Origin of the sequence: Tropicibacter sp. S64 (genome assembly GCF_049803835.1) — a bacterium.
Classification (GTDB): domain Bacteria; phylum Pseudomonadota; class Alphaproteobacteria; order Rhodobacterales; family Rhodobacteraceae; genus Pacificoceanicola.
The window spans coordinates 19569-34695 of sequence record NZ_JBNAGK010000025.1 but is presented as its reverse complement, the minus strand read 5'-3'; the positions used below and the strand labels follow the sequence as shown (position 1 = coordinate 34695).

The following is a 15127-nucleotide window of genomic DNA, read 5'->3' as shown; positions in this document are numbered from 1 at the left end:
GCCATCAACGGATTTGGCCGCATCGGCCGCAACGTCCTGCGCGCGATCATCGAATCCGGCCGCACCGACATCGAGGTCGTCGCGATCAACGATCTCGGCCCGGTCGAAACCAACGCCCACCTGCTGCAATACGACAGCGTCCATGGCCGCTTCCCGGTCGAGGTGTCCTCCGGCGACGACTGGATCGACGTGGGCCGCGGGCCGATCAAGGTGACCGCGATCCGCAATCCCGCCGAGCTGCCGTGGAGCCACATCGACGTGGTGATGGAGTGCACCGGCATCTTCACCTCCAAGGAGAAGTGCAAGGCGCACCTGGAGAATGGCTCTAAGCGCGTGCTGATTTCCGCCCCCGGCGACGGTGCCGACAAGACCATCGTCTTCGGCGTCAATGACAGCGTGCTGACCAGCGACGACATCGTCGTCTCCAACGCCTCCTGCACCACGAACTGCCTGTCGCCGGTGGCCAAGGTGCTCAACGATACCGTCGGGATCGTGAAAGGCTTCATGACCACGATCCACAGCTACACCGGTGATCAGCCGACGCTGGACACCATGCACAAGGACCTCTACCGCGCCCGCGCGGCCGCGCTCTCGATGATCCCGACGTCCACCGGCGCGGCGAAGGCCGTGGGGCTGGTTCTGCCGGAACTGAACGGCAAGCTCGACGGGGTCGCGATCCGCGTGCCGACGCCGAACGTCTCCGTCGTCGACCTGACCTTCGAGGCGTCCCGCGCGACCACCGTGCAGGAGATCAACGACGCGATCCGCGATGCCGCCGACGGCCCGCTCAAGGGCATCCTCGGCTACACCGACAAGAAACTCGTCAGCTCCGACTTCAACCATGACCCGCATTCGTCGGTCTTCCACACGGACCAGACCAAGGTCATGGACGGCACCATGGTCCGCATCCTGATCTGGTACGACAACGAATGGGGATTCTCCAACCGAATGTCCGATACCGCCGTTGCCATGGGGGCGTTGCTGTGACCCGGATCCGTTGCATTTCCGATGCCGATGTGCGGGGCAGGCGCCTGCTGGTCCGTGCCGATCTGAACGTGCCGATGGAAAATCGCAAGATAACCGATTCCACCCGCATAGCCCGCTTCGCCGAAGGCATGCGTCCGCTGCTGGAACGCGGCGCGAGGCTTGTAATCCTCACCCATTTCGGACGGCCCCAGGCGGGCATGCTCGATCCCGCCTTTTCGGTGGACAAGCTGCGTCCCGCCTTGTCGCAGGCGCTGGGGGTGCCGGTCGCCTTCTCGGACACCTGCGCGACCGAGGCCGCCGTGATGCTTGCCGAACGGCTGCGCAATGGCGAGGCGCTGCTCTGCGAGAACCTGCGCTACAATCCCGGCGAGATGGCAAACAACCCTGTCTTTGCCGCGGAACTCGCAAGGCTTGGCGATCTGTACGTCAACGATGCCTTCTCCTGCGCCCATCGCGCCCATGCCTCGACCGAAGCGCTGGCCCATCGGCTGCCCGCCTATGCCGGGCCGCTGATGATGGAGGAACTCGGCGCGCTTGGCGCGGCGCTGGACGCACCCGAACGGCCCTCTGTCGCCATCGTGGGCGGATCGAAGGTGTCGACCAAGATCGCCGTTTTGAAGAACCTCGTGTCTCGCGTCGATCACATCATCATCGGTGGAGGCATGGCCAACACTTTCCTTTATTCGGATGGTGCGCCGATGGGCCGGTCGCTTCACGAGGCCGACCAGATCGAGACGGTGCGGGCGATCCGCGCTCTGGCCGACAAGGCGGGTTGCACACTGCACTTGCCCGAGGACGTGGTCGCCGCCTGGGATTTCGCCCCCAGGGCCCGGAACGAGGTCATGCCCGCCGATGCCTGCCCGCCGGACGCGATGATCCTCGACGCAGGTCCGAGGGCGCTGGCACGGTTTCAGTCGGTGCTCGCGGATTGCCGCACGATCTTGTGGAACGGTCCGCTTGGCGCGTTCGAAATGCAACCTTTCGATCAGTCCACCCTGCGTCTTGCGGAAACCGCGGCCGGGCTGACCCGCGACGGTCTGGCGATCAGCGTGGCGGGCGGTGGCGATACGGTGGCGGCGCTGAACGCGGCCGGTGTCGCGGAAGACTTCACCTACGTCTCCTCCGCGGGAGGGGCGTTTCTGGAATGGCTGGAGGGCAGGACGCTCCCCGGCATCGCGGCGTTGCAGACCGCCGCCGCAGCGGCCTGAGAAAGGACCCCGACATGGCACTCATCACCCTTCGCCAACTGCTGGACGACGCAGCCGAACACGGCTACGGCGTGCCCGCCTTCAACATCAACAACATGGAACAGGGGCTTGCGATCCTGAAGGCCGCCGCTGCCTGTGATGCCCCGGTGATCCTTCAGGCCAGCCGTGGCGCCCGGTCCTATGCCGGGGACATCATGCTGCGCCACATGATCGCCGCCTTGGCCGAGATGTATCCCGACGTTCCCATCTGCATGCACCAGGACCACGGCAACAACGAAGCGACCTGCCTGTCCGCCATCAGGCACGGGTTCACCTCGGTGATGATGGACGGTTCCCTGAAAGAGGACATGAAGACCCCCGCAGACTGGGACTACAACGTCGCCATCACCCGCCGCGTCGCTGACATGGCCCATTGGGTCGGCGCGTCTGTCGAGGGTGAGCTGGGCGTGCTCGGGTCGCTGGAGACCGGCGAGGCCGCCAAGGAGGACGGCTCCGGCGCCGAAGGCAAGCTGAGCCATGACCAGCTGCTGACGGACCCGGACGAGGCGGCGGATTTCGTCGCCCAGACCAGGGTCGACGCGCTGGCCATCGCCTGCGGCACCTCGCATGGCGCCTACAAGTTCAGCCAGAAGCCCACGGGCGAGACGCTGGCGATTTCCCGGATCGAGGCAATCCACGCCCGCATTCCCGACGTGCATCTGGTCATGCATGGCTCGTCCAGCGTGCCGCAATACCTGCAGGACCTGATCAACGACAACGGCGGCGAGATGCCCCAGACCTATGGTGTGCCGGTCGAGGAGATCGAGCGCGGCATCAAGTCGGGCGTGCGCAAGGTCAACATCGACACCGACAACCGCATGGCCATCACCGGCCAGTTCCGCAAGGTGGCGATGGAGAGGAAGACGGAGTTCGATCCGCGCAAGTTCACCATTGCCGCCATGCAGGAGATGGAAAAGCTCTGCAAGGACCGCTTCGAACGCTTCGGCACCGCGGGCAATGCCGCGCGGATCAGGCCAATCGACCTCGACGACATGGCACGCCGCTATGCCGCGGGGACGCTTGACCCGCAGGGGACCGCAAAGGCCGCTGCAGAATAGATCGCACTGGTCCGGCGGGCGACCCGCCGGGCACAAATACAAGGAGACCCGCCATGCCCTTCGACCGCTCCATCAAGATCGCCCCGTCGATCCTCTCCGCCGATTTCGCCAATTTCGGCGCCGAGATCCGCGCCATCGAGGCGCAGGGCGCGGACTGGGTCCACGTCGATGTCATGGATGGCCACTTCGTGCCGAACCTGACATTCGGCCCGCCCGCCGTGAAGGCCTTCCGTCCGCATGTGAAGACCTTCATGGACGTGCACCTGATGATCGCGCCGGTGGACCCTTACATCGAGGCTTATGCCGAGGCGGGCGCGGACATGTTGACCGCGCATGTGGAGGCCGGCCCGCACATCCACCGCACCCTGCAGGCGATCCGCGCAGCAGGCATGAAGGCAGGCGTCGCGCTCAACCCCGGCACCCCGGCGGAGGCGGTGCGCGATCTGCTGCCGCTGGCGGACATGGTGCTGGTGATGACGGTGAACCCCGGGTTCGGCGGGCAGAAATTCATCGACATGACAGCGAAGGTCCGCGCGGTTCGCGAGATGATCGGCGACCGCGAGATCCATATCCAGATCGACGGCGGCGTCGATCCGGTGACGGCGCCCTTGGTGGCCGAGGCGGGGGCGGATGTCCTCGTCGCGGGATCGGCGGTGTTCCGGGGCGGATCGGTGGACAGGCCGGAGGTCTACGGCGCCAATATGAAGGCTATCCGTTCTGCGGCCACTGGCGCGGCCCGTGCGGCCTGAGGCGCGGATCTTCGACGGAGACGGAGCGATGACCGCGACACTACGGGTGCAGGGCTGACCCGGAGACTGCGGGATCGTGCCGTCAGTGGCCGGGATTTTTGGTCAAACCCGGTTTCTTCAACAACGCCAGAGGACATGGCAACATGGCCGCAAAGGTCGATCTGCCTGTGAAATTGTCCGACGCCTCTTCGACAAGAGGTTGCGGTCTCTCGCGAACGGAATGTGCGGCAATGTCCGGGAGGGCCCCGTGCCCAGCAACGCCGGGACAGGTATCCAGAGGGGTCCGTAGAGGCCGCCCTCCAGCAGATTGCGTCATTGCTGGAGGAGGGAAAAGCACGGGACGCCAACGATATGGCTGCCGACGAGCAGCGGCATTTCCGCAATAATAAGATTCTGGCTCTTCAAAGAGTTGCCGAAAACAGCGTTGCGATCTGTCATCGCGCGGCTGTCTCGGCGTAGAAGACTCCCGCGTCCTCGAGCGCTGCGATTTCCGCCGCACCATAGCCAAGCTCGGCTGCGATTTCGGCATTGTGCTGCCCCAGCAGCGGCGCGGCGCAGCGGGGGGTCGTGTCGCAACCCGAAAAGCGGAAAGGCAGGTTCGGCAGCGTCACGCGGCCCAGAACGGGGTGGTCCTGCTCGACCAACATGTTGCGGGCAAGGATCTGCGGATCGCGGACGATCTGGTCGACGGTCTGCACCGGGGCACAAGGCACCGCCACCGCATCGAGTTGCGCGATACAGTGGGCGACGCTGTCCTGGCGCTTGCACCATGCCTCGACCAGTTCGTAGACGTCAGCGTGATTGTCGTTGCGGCCCGCAGGTGTGCGAAAGCGGTCGTCCAGCGCCGCGCCCCCGATCAGCTCCGCCAGCCGCGACCAAGCATCATCCACCTGCGCGGCGATCACCAGGTCGCCGTCCCTGGCACGGAAGGCGCCGTAGACGGTGGATTCGGGCTGACGTGAGCCGTGTTTCTTCGGCAGCACCGTGCCGCCCGACAGGAAGAACTGCTGCACCGCGTAATCGTGCATCGACACCATGCAGTCATACAGCGCGAGGTCGATGTGCTGGCCCTTGCCGGATTTGACCCGGCCCAGCAGCGCGGCGTTCACGGCGGCGACGCCATGCATGCCGGTGTACATGTCGGCAATCGGCATCCGCATGAGTGGCGGTGCCTGATCCGGCTCGCCCAGCTGAGCCATTGCGCCCGATATCGCCTCGGCAATCAGGCCGAAGCCCGGCTTGTCGCTCTTCGGTCCGGTGTGGCCGTAGGCGGAGATCGAGCAGTAGACCAGCCCCGGGTTGTCCCGTGACAGCGCGTCATAGCCCAGGCCAAGTTTTGTCAGCGCACCGGGGCGGAAGTTTTCGACGAAGACATCGGCAGACTGCGCAAGACGCCGCATCAGATCCATGCCGCGCGGGTCTTTCAGGTCGAGGCACAATCCGCGCTTGCCCATGTTCTGCTGCAGGTAGTAGCCCGACTGCCCGTCCTTGAAGTACGGATGATGCCGTCCGGCATCGCCGCCTTTCGGTCGCTCGACCTTGATCACGTCGGCGCCCATCGCGGCGAGTGACCGCGACAGATGCGGACCGGCGAGGAAATGGGTGAAGTCGATGACGCGGATGCCATCGAGCGGAAGGCTATTGGTCATTGAACGGCATCCTCAGCTTGCGCATTGCGCAGGATCATCAGCTTGTGTCGGCCTTTCTGGACGACTTTTCCGTCCTGGTTCACCAGTTCGCTTTCCAGATGGACGATGCCCCAGCCGGGTTTCGACGTCGTCCGCATGAAGCCCACGGAAAAGGTGCAATGCACCGTGTCGCCAGCATGGATCGGCCCGGTGAAATCCCATTCCCAGCCCAGCGAAGCCCCGGGGGGGAATTGCAATTCGGCCTGCGTCTTCAGCCCGTCGGCGAGGGCAAGGCCCAGCAGGCCATGCGCGACGATGCCGCCGAAATGGCTCTTGCTGGCGAACGCCTCGTCGACGTGCACGGGTGTGTGGTCGCCGGTCAGGTCGGCATAGGCGCGGATCATCTCGCGCGTGACTGTGACGGCGGGCGTCGTGCAGGTCTCGCCGCCCTTGAGGTCATCGTAATAGGTCCATCCGGTCATTCAGCCGTTCCTCGCGTCGATCGCCAGTGCCCGGGCCACCGCGTCGCCCCGCGCCTGGTCCAGTTCCACTTCCAGCCCGTCGGGCAGCAGCAGCCAGTTGCGCCCCTTGGGCAGCACCGTGACGGCATGCACCAGCGCCGCCTCCAGTGCGGCGTCGAGGTCTTCGACAAAGATCCCGAGATGGGCGAAACGCCCCTCGGGGCCGGTAAAATCCGGGTCCTCGATGAACTGGATGCCGCCGGTCACCCAGACCTGCCGGAGGCCGCCGATGACCTTCTCGTCGCGGACTTCCATGCCGCAGACATCGCGGAAGAAGGCGAGGTGCGGCGCCAGCGCGCGCACCCGGATCGCCACATGTTCAAGATAGCCACGGGTCATGCCGTCTGTCCTTCCTGCTTGGGAGAGAGCGCCCGTTCGACGCCCTTGATGCAGGCCACGAGCGTGTCGTTGACGGGTGTCGGCACCGCCATCTCGCGGCCCAGCCGCGCCACGGCGCCGTTGACGAAGTCGATCTCGGTCGGCGCGCCTTTTTCGAGGCTCTGCAACATCGACGTCTTGAACTCGAAACCCAGCCCCAGCGCGGCCTTGTCCCAGGCTTGACCCGGATGTGTCGTTGTCAGCTCGATATCCAGTGCGGCGGCGACCTGCATCGCTTCGGCCACGGCTGCAATCGCCGTTTCGGCGATTTCGGGGATGTCGTAGAGATTGCCGTAGTTCAGCCGCGTGATCGCGGCCAATGCGCCGGTGGCGACATTCACCAGCAGCTTGTCCCACATCGCGCCCCGGATGTTGGGCGATGCGATGCAGCGCAGCCCCGCCGCGTCGAAGGCTTGCGTGATGGCCTGCACCCGGGGTGTGAGGGCACCGGAAAGCTCGCCGATGATCGTCTCCTTGCCCGCGGTCCCGGCGGAGATCACACCCGGCGCGGTCATGACGCCGCCGACATAGGTTTTCCCGGCGATGACGCGCTCGGAGCCGACGACCCCGATCAGGATGTCCTCCTGCCCAAGGCCGTTCTGCAGCGACAGGACCGTGGTCCCGGGCCCGATAAGGTCCTGGGCGCTGCGGATCGCCTCCTCGGTGTGGTAGCTCTTGACCAGCACGATCAGCAGGTCGACCGGGGTCGCCCCGTCCGGCGTTTGCCGCGCATGCACCCTGACCACGTCGCGCCGGCCGCCTTCGTCGAGCATCAGCCCGGCGTGGGTCATCCTGTCCACATGGTCGGCGTTGCGGTTGATCAACGTCACGGCATGGCCCGATTGCGCGAGCCGGCCGCCGATGGCGGAGCCAAGGGCCCCTGCGCCCAGCACGGCAATGTCCATGGCGTCCTCCCCGCATGGTTCTGTCGGCGGGACCATGCAAGCGGCAGGTGGATAGGTCTATGCAATGTACTCAATAGAAGGTATTGGCATTATCAATATGTCCGACGTCGACCTGCGCCTTCTGCGCCTATTCCTCGCGGTCTACGAGACCGGTTCGACCACCCGCGCGGCGGCGCGGCTGGGGTTGAGTCAGCCCAGCGTCTCCATCGGGTTGGGGCAGTTGCGCGCGCATTACGGCGATCCGCTGTTCGTCCAGATGCCCGGCGGAATGACACCCACGCCGCTGGCGGATCATCTCGCGGGTCCGATGCGGCGCGCGCTGGATGATGTCAGGACGCTCAGCGCAATCCGTGCGGGCTTTGACCCGACCCGGTCAACCCGGCGCTTCCGGGTGGCCATGAGCGATGCCAGCCACCTGACCCTTCTGCCCCACCTTTTCGCCGCGATCCGACGCGCGGCACCACACTCCGGCCTGGAGGTCAGCCCGATCGACGCCAGCCTGGGGGAACGCTTGGCCAACGGAGCCGCAGATATCGCCATCGGTCTGATCCCGGGTCTGGACGCCGGGTTCTATCAGCGCGTCCTTTATGACCAAGGATGGGTGGTGATTCACAGGGAGGGGCATCCCCTCGGGCCGCTGACCCGGGACAGCTATGCCGCCGCCGACCATGTCGAAGTGACGAACGGAACCGGGCAATCGCTGTTGCTCACAGCGCTGGAGTCCGCCGGGATCACCCGACGGATCGCGCTGAGCCTGCCGGGGTTCCTCGGTCTGCCCTCGGTCCTGACGGGTTCCGACCTCATCGCAACCTTGCCGCGCCATATCGGCACGGCTTTGTCCCGGCAGGCGGGCCTTGGTCTCTCGGATTGCCCACTCGCCATCGACGGCTTTCAGGTCAAGGTCCACTGGCATGCCCGTGTCCACGCCGATCCGACCAACGCCTGGCTGCGCGAGACGGCCTTTGCGACGTTGTCGGGCCTCGTGTGAGGCCGGGCTGAGGTCCCAGTCGAGCCCGGCGTCGGACCAGTCCGAGTACCCTGCACGCCGGACCTGTCAGGATCACAGCCGATGACAATGATCGACCAGCAGGGGCTGATGACGGACCTATGCTGCGGGACAGGGAAAGTCCGTTACGGCGGGGAGATGATGTCAGCGCACCCGGGGTGATCGGGCCCATCGACCCGCAGGCCGTCCATCGGGGCAAGCACGGGCACAACCCTCGTCCGACCCACTTGCCGGGCCACGGATCGGGCTTTCCTGCCGACGCGCTTGAACACGCCGCACACGGCTTCGGGCAATGCCCGCGTCCATGGTTCGATCATCGAATGCTGTTTTCCGTTTCGACATCTGTGATCTCCATCCCGTCGCAGATCGGCAGACCGCAACCCGGAGCAAACATCCGTATCCGAAGGCAGGGAGGGGGATCAGGGGCCGGTACATGCTGCGAGGATCAGGATCGGGTCGATCTGCTGGCCGCGTGGGGTCACTGTTCGCTAGGTGCGCAAGGCAGGCCCGCACCGCGATCAGAGGCCCTCACCGCATTCTTCGGCACGGAACGCCTGACGACGTGTTCGCTGGTCCGAATGCAATCTGCACATCCGCGGTTTGGGTCAAAGCGTGTCATCCCACACGCTGCACGGCGCTGGACCAGTGGTCCGAGGGGCCATCGACGATCATCATGGGGCAGCCGCGAGAACAGCGCTCGACCCGGCTGTCGATGCCGTAGAGCCGGGCGATGAGGTCGGGCGTCAGGATCTCGAGGGTGGGGCCGGTAGCCAGGATTCGCCCGCCGGCCAGCGCCATCACCGTCGTGCAGGCGCGCATCACCTGGTTGAGGTCGTGCAAGGCCAGGATCACCACTGCGCCGGTGTCCAGCGCATAGCGCCGCAGCGCGTCGAGCACCTCATATTGGCGATACAAGTCCAGCGCCGAGGTCGGCTCGTCCATCAGAACGACCTTGGGGCGGGTCACCAGCGTCTGGGCGATGCTGACCGCCTGCCGCTGTCCGCCCGAGAGCTCGGGCAATTGACGGTCCGCCAGATGGGCCACCCCGAACCTCTGGAGAACGTCATCGACGGCGGCCAGTTCGGCAGCAGACAGGCGCCAGCCACCGGCCCCCTGTTTCAGCGCGAGGATGATGGATTCATAGACCGTAAGCGCGGCGCTCATGCCGGTGTCCTGCGGCATGTAGCGCAGGTCGTCGATGCCGGCCCCGGTCAGGTGGACGGCACCGGCGCCGCGCAGTTGCCCGGCGATGCGGCGAAACAGGGTCGATTTCCCGGCGGCGTTGGCGCCGACTAGGGCGGTCAGGCTGCCGCCCCGGATCTGCGGCGTGGAGGCGTCGGTCAGGATCTGATGGCGGCCGTAGCGCGCGCCAAGATGGTCGAGGGCAAGGCTTACCATGATGTTCGTCCTTTCGTCAGGATCAGGGCGGCAAAGAAGGGCACGCCGACCAGCGCGGTGATGATGCCGATGGGCAGGACAGCGCCCGGCAGGATGGCCTTGGACAGGACCGAGGTTGCCGACAGGATCACCGCCCCCGACAGCATCGCGCCGGGCAGGAAGAACCGCTGGTCCTCGCCCAGCAGCAGCCGTGCCACGTGTGGGCCGACGATGCCGATGAAGCCGATCGTGCCGACGAAGCTGACCGGAACGGCGGCCAGCAACGACACGAGGAACAGGGATTCCAGCCGCAGGCGCTTGACCGGCACACCCATGGCGGCGGCGCGGGTCTCGCCCAGCCGGATGGCCGTCAGCGCCCAGGCACGGCGGGCGAACAGCGGTGTGCAGACCGCAAGGATCACGGCGGTGACGGCGACCTTGGCCCAGGTTGCCTTGGTGAGGCTGCCCATGGTCCAGAAGACCACCGCCGACAGCGCCTGTTCGCTGGCAAAGTATTGCAGCAGGGCCAGCGCGGCGTTGAAGCTGAAGACCAGCGCGATGCCCAGCAGGACGATGGTTTCCACGGTCACGCCGCGCAAGGTCGACAGGCCAAAGATCAGCAGGGACGCCGCCATCGCCATGGCAAAGGCGTTGATCGGCACCATCAGCGCCACTGCCGCGGGAAACAGCGCGACGCCCAGCACCATGGCCAGCGCCGCGCCAAAGCTGGCGGCAGCGGACAGGCCCAGCGTGAAGGGGCTTGCCAGCGGGTTCGCGAGGATCGTCTGCATCTGCGCGCCCGCCAGCGACAGGCTTGCGCCGACGGTGATCGCGAGTAAGGCCATCGGCATGCGGATGTCCCAGACGACCACACGCATCTGCAGATCGGCGGTGCCGGGGGTGAGGATCGTGCGCAGCACGTCCCACAGCGGATAGCGAGCAGGGCCGAGCGATACGTCCACGGCCAGCGACAGGATCAGCAGCGCGGTCAGGCCGGTCAGGATCGCGATCCGCCGCGTGACAAGGCCGCGATAGGCGGCCGCATTCGTGGTGAGGGTCGTCATGGGGGCTCCGGTAGGTCCGGCGGCGCGAGGCCGCCGGCAGGCTCAGTTGGTGGCCGCGTCGAGCGAGACCCAGTAGCCGGGGTGATAGTCCACCGGCAGGAAGCGGTCGTGCAGCTCGGCCAGCGTCGCCTCGGGATCGAGATCGGGGAAGAGGTCCGGGTGCAGCCACGTGGCCAGCCGCTGCACGGCAACAAAACTGTAAGGGTTGTTGTAGAACTGGTGCCAGATCGCGTGGACGTCGCCGTTTTCCACCGCCTTGACGCCGGTGAAGCCGGGACGCTGCATCAGTGCGGCCAGCTTTCTGCGCGCCTCTGCCTGATCCGAGCCGGGCCCGACGCCGACCCATGCGCCGCCGGGAACATAAGCCTCCCAGTTGCCACCCGTGACGACGATCTGGTCGGGGTCCGACGCGATCACCTGTTCGGCGTTGATCGTGCCGAAGGTTCCGGGGATGAAGGGCTTTGCCATGTTCTGCCCCCCGGCCAATTCGACGAAAGTGCCAAAATTGCCGTGTCCGAAGGACATGCAGCAGTCCTCGGAATAGCCACCTGCACGCTCGACGAAGACCAGCGGGCGGTCGAGGTCTTCCTGCGCCGCGATCACATCGGTCACGCGGGCGATCTGGGCTTCGTAGAAGGCGTTGAACTCGGCGGCGCGGTCTTCCTTCCCGAAGAGTTGCCCGATGATCTGCATCGACTGGGCGGTGTGCTCGAACGGCTTCTCGCGGAAGTCGACATAGACGATCGGGATGCCGACCTTGGCCAGTTTCTCTTCATACCCGGCCTCATCCGTTGCGGCCTTGGCTTCGAGGTTGAGGATCATCACGTCTGGGTCCAGCGCGACCGCCTGTTCGATGTCGAAGGTCCCGTCCTTGAAGCCGCCAAAGGTCGGGATGTCGGCAATCTGCGGGAACTTCTCGGCATAGAGCGCATAGCTTTCGGGGGAGGCCTGAAGCAGGTCGTCGCGCCAGCCGACGACGCGGGCAAACGGGTCTTCGCCATCCAGAACGGCGGCGAAAAAGATCTGCCGCCCTTCGCCAAGGATCACCCGGTCGGCGGGGCCGTCCAGCGTAACCTCGCGCCCGGTGATGTCGGTGACGGTGATCGGGTCCGCCAGCACAAACGTCGGCAGGATGGCCAGCGCCGTGGCGCCAAGCAAGTGGGAAAAGGTCATGTTCGCGTCCTCTGTTCCGTTTCTGCGCCTTGGGATGAAATATCCGACAAAAAGAGTCAATATATAAGTTGACAAAATTTGTCGACTAAAAGAAACCTGCCTTCGCCAACTGAGGAGTGCCTCCATGATCTCTCCGAGACAGACGAACCGAGACATCCGAGACGAGATCCGCGAATACTGGTCGGACCGGGCCGCGACCTTTGACAACGACCCGGGCCACAAGATCGCCAACGGCGCGGAAATGGCGGCTTGGGCGGCTCTGTTTCGCCGTCATCTGGGGGAGGCGCAGGGGCGGCGCTTGCTGGACCTTGCATCGGGAACGGGCGAAATCGCGCGGCTTTGCATGCAGATGGGGTTCGAGGTCACCGGATTGGACTGGGCCCAGCCGATGCTGGATCGTGCGCGCGCCAAGCTGCCGGGCGTGACCTTCCTGCAGGCGGATGCCGAGCGGACGATGCTGCCTTCGAGCAGCATGGATGTGATCGTGACGCGGCACCTCGTGTGGACGCTGGTCGACCCGGCGGCGGCCTTTGCCGAGTGGTACAGGGTGCTTGCCCCGGGCGGTCAGGTGCTGGTGGTGGACGGGGATTTCGTGACCAAGGGCTGGGTGGCGCGGCTGTTCGGGCAACGGCAAATCACCGATCACGGCGTTACGGCCAGACACCATCGCATCTTGCGACAGGTGTATTTCGCCAATGGTGCGCGGGCCGATCAGGTGGCGGCGCTGCTGGCACAGGCCGGGTTTACAGACATTTGCATCGACCGGCGTTTGGGGCGCATCCACCGGGCTCAGGCGCGGCAACTGGGCTGGCGCAAGGTCCTGCTCCGCCAATCCGAACACCGCTACGCGATCAGCGCCAGGCGCCCGTGACCCGAAGCAAAGTCGGGCTTTGATGCGGGCGCCAAGGAGTGGTCCCGATCTGGCAGGCTTGGCTCCCGACTTTCATCCGCACGCGGTCAATGATCCTGGGCCGGGTTTCGCAGCGATCCTTCCACGCGTTTCAGGATGTAGCTGTCCATGATCCAGCCGTGCCGCCTGCGCGCGTCCGCGCGAAGGCGGACGATCCTGTCCGCGACCTCCGGCAATGCGCCCTTGGCCAGAATCTGCTGGTCCGATCCCAGGTAAGCGCCCCACCAGATGTACCAGCCCTCGGGTGCCAGGTCCCGGAAGGTGCAAAGCCCATCCAGCATGACGACGATAGTTTCGGCGTTGGTCGGAAGTCCGTCCGTTCGCAGCCGAAGGCCGGTGGTGATCGTCACCGCGCCGTTGACACTGTTCAAGGGAATGGCATGCGCGGCTGTCAGGGCCTGTATGGCGGTAATGCCGGGGATCACGCGCACTCGGGGCGCCGGATCGAGCCGCTCGGCGATACGCAGGGTGCTGTCGTAAAGGGACGGATCGCCCCAGACCAGCAGAGCCACTGGACCTGTCACATCGACGTCGGCGAGAGCGGCCTGCCAACGGCGGGCGATTTCGTCATGCCAGTGTTTCACCCGCTCCTGATAGGGCAACTCCGCGTCCCGGACAGGGTATTCGAAATGCACGATGCGGGCTTTCGATCCGGTTTCGGCAATGATGCGATGGCGGATTTCTGCAAGGTCGTCCTTCTCGGCGCCCTTGCGGGGGACGAGGATCAGCGCGGCGTCCCGCAACGCGTTCACCCCGGCGAGCGTTATATGCGAGGGGCTGCCCGTGCCGATGCCGACAAGCCAGAGGTCATCCATGATCTTCATCCCCCGAGAGGGCCCCGGACACGCGGATCGCCCGCCCGGGGCCTTTGTCTCACTGTCCCGGCTCCGTCAACCGCGCGACCGCCGTGCCCAGAACCGCCCAGCAGACAAAGCTGACGCCGATCACCCTGGTCGCGAATAGAGCGGACAGTTCCGGGGGCGCGACCCCGAAGAAGTCCGAAAGCTGCGGTGCGCCGATCACATGTGGTATGGCAATCAGCACGGCTCCCAGGGCGATCCTGACCCATGTGGGACGCAGGAAGATCAGCGCGAGGCCGATCCCCGTCGCGGCGATCGTGGCAAACCACCAGGACTGGCGCAGGTCGATGTCTTCCGAGACTGTTCCCGGCAGGTTCGGTGACAGGCCCATCGCCGGAGCCATCTGGAATACCGCGAACCCCGCAAGTCCCCAGAGCACCCCCTGGACAGGGGTGATTGCCTGGCCCCGCCCGCGTATGGCCTGAAAGACTGCGGCCATGACGAGGCCATAGCCGGAATAGATCAGGCAGGCAAAGAGCAGCGTCAGCGCATTTCGGGTGAACGTCCCGGTTGCACCTGCGTGCGTGTGCTCATGGGCTTCGGCCTCGTGCGTGTGTTCACGGGCTTCGCCCGCGCCGTGAAGCGCCTCCGGTTCGGCGCCGGCAGCATGGACGAGTTCGCCCGATTCATAGAGTTCGGCTTGCAGGATGATATCTTGCAGGAACGCGAAATGCAGCGCCCCCGCGAGAATACCGGTGGCACAGCCGGCGATCAGTCCGCCGGTCAGCATACGAATGTTCATCAAGTGTCAGATGTTCGTCAGTGGCAGGGGAAGCCGGTGCCGTGACGGATATCGTGCGCCGCGTCATGCAGGGCAGCCGATTGCGCATGACCTGCCAGGAAAACGATCCCCAGGCCCAGAAGCGTTGCAAAGACAATGCCGAGCGTGTCGGATGGAACCCGCGCACGGCGGTTGGCGATGAGTTGAGACATGGTTTTTTGCTCCTTGGCCGTCACACCCGACGGCCGTTACGGTTTCAGGTCTTGTGGCCGGTCTCCTGACTCACGGGTCATTGCTTGCCTTTCCCCTTCCCACCGAGCGTTGCCGCTCCGGCAGTGGGTTTTCGAAAGGAGCTCGCCGCATACAGTCGCGGGGGCGGTCGGGGCTTTGCCGTGTTCCGGCTTCCCTGTTCCCATTTGTACCGACCCCGAAGGGCCGGAACGCCACACGTGAATATGGCTTTGCAACGCTCTGACAGTCAATAGAAAAACCCGTTTTCCGAAGGCGCAGAGCGACGTGGAATCGCCGGGTTGCGACTTTGGT

The 15127-nt window shown here is 65.4% G+C and carries 16 protein-coding genes and 1 riboswitch; of the genes, 6 read left to right on the top strand and 10 right to left on the bottom strand.

What is annotated here, in order from left to right; translation table 11 throughout:
• The 4 genes from gap to rpe all read left to right on the top strand — a co-directional run.
• On the top strand, window positions 1–987 hold a 987-nt coding region (gene gap / locus ACP159_RS24945; RefSeq protein WP_425102400.1), incomplete at its 5' end, for a type I glyceraldehyde-3-phosphate dehydrogenase.
• Window positions 984–2195, top strand: a complete 1212-nt coding sequence (locus ACP159_RS24940; protein ID WP_425102399.1) for a phosphoglycerate kinase — start codon at window positions 984–986, stop codon at window positions 2193–2195. The genes gap and ACP159_RS24940, both read left to right, overlap by 4 nt.
• A 14-nt stretch (window positions 2196–2209) precedes the next feature.
• Complete coding sequence (gene fba / locus ACP159_RS24935) at window positions 2210–3292, top strand: class II fructose-bisphosphate aldolase (RefSeq protein ID WP_425102398.1); 1083 nt, start codon at window positions 2210–2212, stop codon at window positions 3290–3292.
• 53 nt (window positions 3293–3345) lie between these two features.
• On the top strand, window positions 3346–4041 hold the full coding sequence (rpe, locus tag ACP159_RS24930) for a ribulose-phosphate 3-epimerase (RefSeq protein ID WP_425102397.1): 696 nt from the start codon (window positions 3346–3348) through the stop codon (window positions 4039–4041).
• Window positions 4042–4475: 434 nt separating this feature from the next.
• Here rpe and ACP159_RS24925 read toward each other — a convergent pair whose 3' ends face one another.
• Genes ACP159_RS24925 through ACP159_RS24910 form a run of 4 tightly spaced genes read right to left on the bottom strand, consistent with a single transcriptional unit; the run spans window position 4476 to window position 7473 of the window.
• The gene (locus ACP159_RS24925; RefSeq protein ID WP_425102396.1) at window positions 4476–5690 is read right to left on the bottom strand and encodes a CaiB/BaiF CoA transferase family protein; all 1215 of its coding nucleotides are present in this window, start codon (window positions 5688–5690) and stop codon (window positions 4476–4478) included.
• Entirely contained in the window at window positions 5687–6151 is a 465-nt protein-coding gene (locus ACP159_RS24920; protein WP_425102395.1) for a MaoC family dehydratase, read from the bottom strand. The genes ACP159_RS24925 and ACP159_RS24920 overlap by 4 nt, the downstream gene beginning before the upstream one ends.
• On the bottom strand, window positions 6152–6529 hold the full coding sequence (locus ACP159_RS24915) for a VOC family protein (RefSeq protein WP_425102394.1): 378 nt from the start codon (window positions 6527–6529) through the stop codon (window positions 6152–6154). It lies immediately after the preceding gene.
• Window positions 6526–7473, bottom strand: a complete 948-nt coding sequence (locus tag ACP159_RS24910; protein ID WP_425102392.1) for a ketopantoate reductase family protein — start codon at window positions 7471–7473, stop codon at window positions 6526–6528. The genes ACP159_RS24915 and ACP159_RS24910 overlap by 4 nt, the downstream gene beginning before the upstream one ends.
• 97 nt (window positions 7474–7570) lie before the next feature.
• On the opposite strand from ACP159_RS24910, the gene ACP159_RS24905 reads away from it, so the two are divergent.
• Window positions 7571–8461, top strand: a complete 891-nt coding sequence (locus ACP159_RS24905; RefSeq protein ID WP_425102391.1) for a LysR family transcriptional regulator — start codon at window positions 7571–7573, stop codon at window positions 8459–8461.
• 633 nt (window positions 8462–9094) lie between these two features.
• Here ACP159_RS24905 and ACP159_RS24900 read toward each other — a convergent pair.
• From ACP159_RS24900 to ACP159_RS24890, 3 genes are read right to left on the bottom strand one after another with little or no spacing between them, the layout of a single operon-like run.
• Window positions 9095–9877 (bottom strand): ABC transporter ATP-binding protein, encoded by a 783-nt coding sequence (locus ACP159_RS24900; protein ID WP_425102390.1) that lies wholly within the window; start codon window positions 9875–9877, stop codon window positions 9095–9097.
• Window positions 9871–10920: a FecCD family ABC transporter permease gene (locus ACP159_RS24895; protein WP_425102389.1), complete on the bottom strand. Its 1050-nt coding sequence runs from the start codon at window positions 10918–10920 to the stop codon at window positions 9871–9873. The genes ACP159_RS24900 and ACP159_RS24895 overlap by 7 nt, the downstream gene beginning before the upstream one ends.
• A gap of 42 nt (window positions 10921–10962) precedes the next feature.
• Window positions 10963–12093, bottom strand: a complete 1131-nt coding sequence (locus tag ACP159_RS24890) for an ABC transporter substrate-binding protein (RefSeq protein WP_425102388.1) — start codon at window positions 12091–12093, stop codon at window positions 10963–10965.
• Window positions 12094–12217: 124 nt separating this feature from the next.
• Between ACP159_RS24890 and ACP159_RS24885 the strand changes: the two genes are divergently transcribed.
• Window positions 12218–12964 carry a class I SAM-dependent methyltransferase gene (locus ACP159_RS24885; RefSeq protein ID WP_425102387.1) on the top strand — a complete coding sequence of 249 codons (747 nt, stop codon included), beginning with the start codon at window positions 12218–12220 and terminating at the stop codon, window positions 12962–12964.
• Window positions 12965–13050: 86 nt separating this feature from the next.
• Here ACP159_RS24885 and cobF read toward each other — a convergent pair whose 3' ends face one another.
• The 3 genes from cobF to ACP159_RS24870 are packed head-to-tail and all read right to left on the bottom strand — an operon-like array spanning window position 13051 to window position 14796.
• Window positions 13051–13818 carry a precorrin-6A synthase (deacetylating) gene (cobF, locus tag ACP159_RS24880; RefSeq protein WP_425102386.1) on the bottom strand — a complete coding sequence of 256 codons (768 nt, stop codon included), beginning with the start codon at window positions 13816–13818 and terminating at the stop codon, window positions 13051–13053.
• Between the two features lie 58 nt (window positions 13819–13876).
• Complete coding sequence (locus ACP159_RS24875; RefSeq protein ID WP_425102385.1) at window positions 13877–14605, bottom strand: CbtA family protein; 729 nt, start codon at window positions 14603–14605, stop codon at window positions 13877–13879.
• A 17-nt stretch (window positions 14606–14622) separates the two neighbouring features.
• Window positions 14623–14796, bottom strand: coding sequence for a CbtB domain-containing protein (locus ACP159_RS24870; protein ID WP_425102384.1), 174 nt, complete (start codon window positions 14794–14796; stop codon window positions 14623–14625).
• A gap of 38 nt (window positions 14797–14834) precedes the next feature.
• Window positions 14835–15047, bottom strand: a riboswitch (cobalamin riboswitch).
• Window positions 15048–15127: the final 80 nt, after the last annotated feature.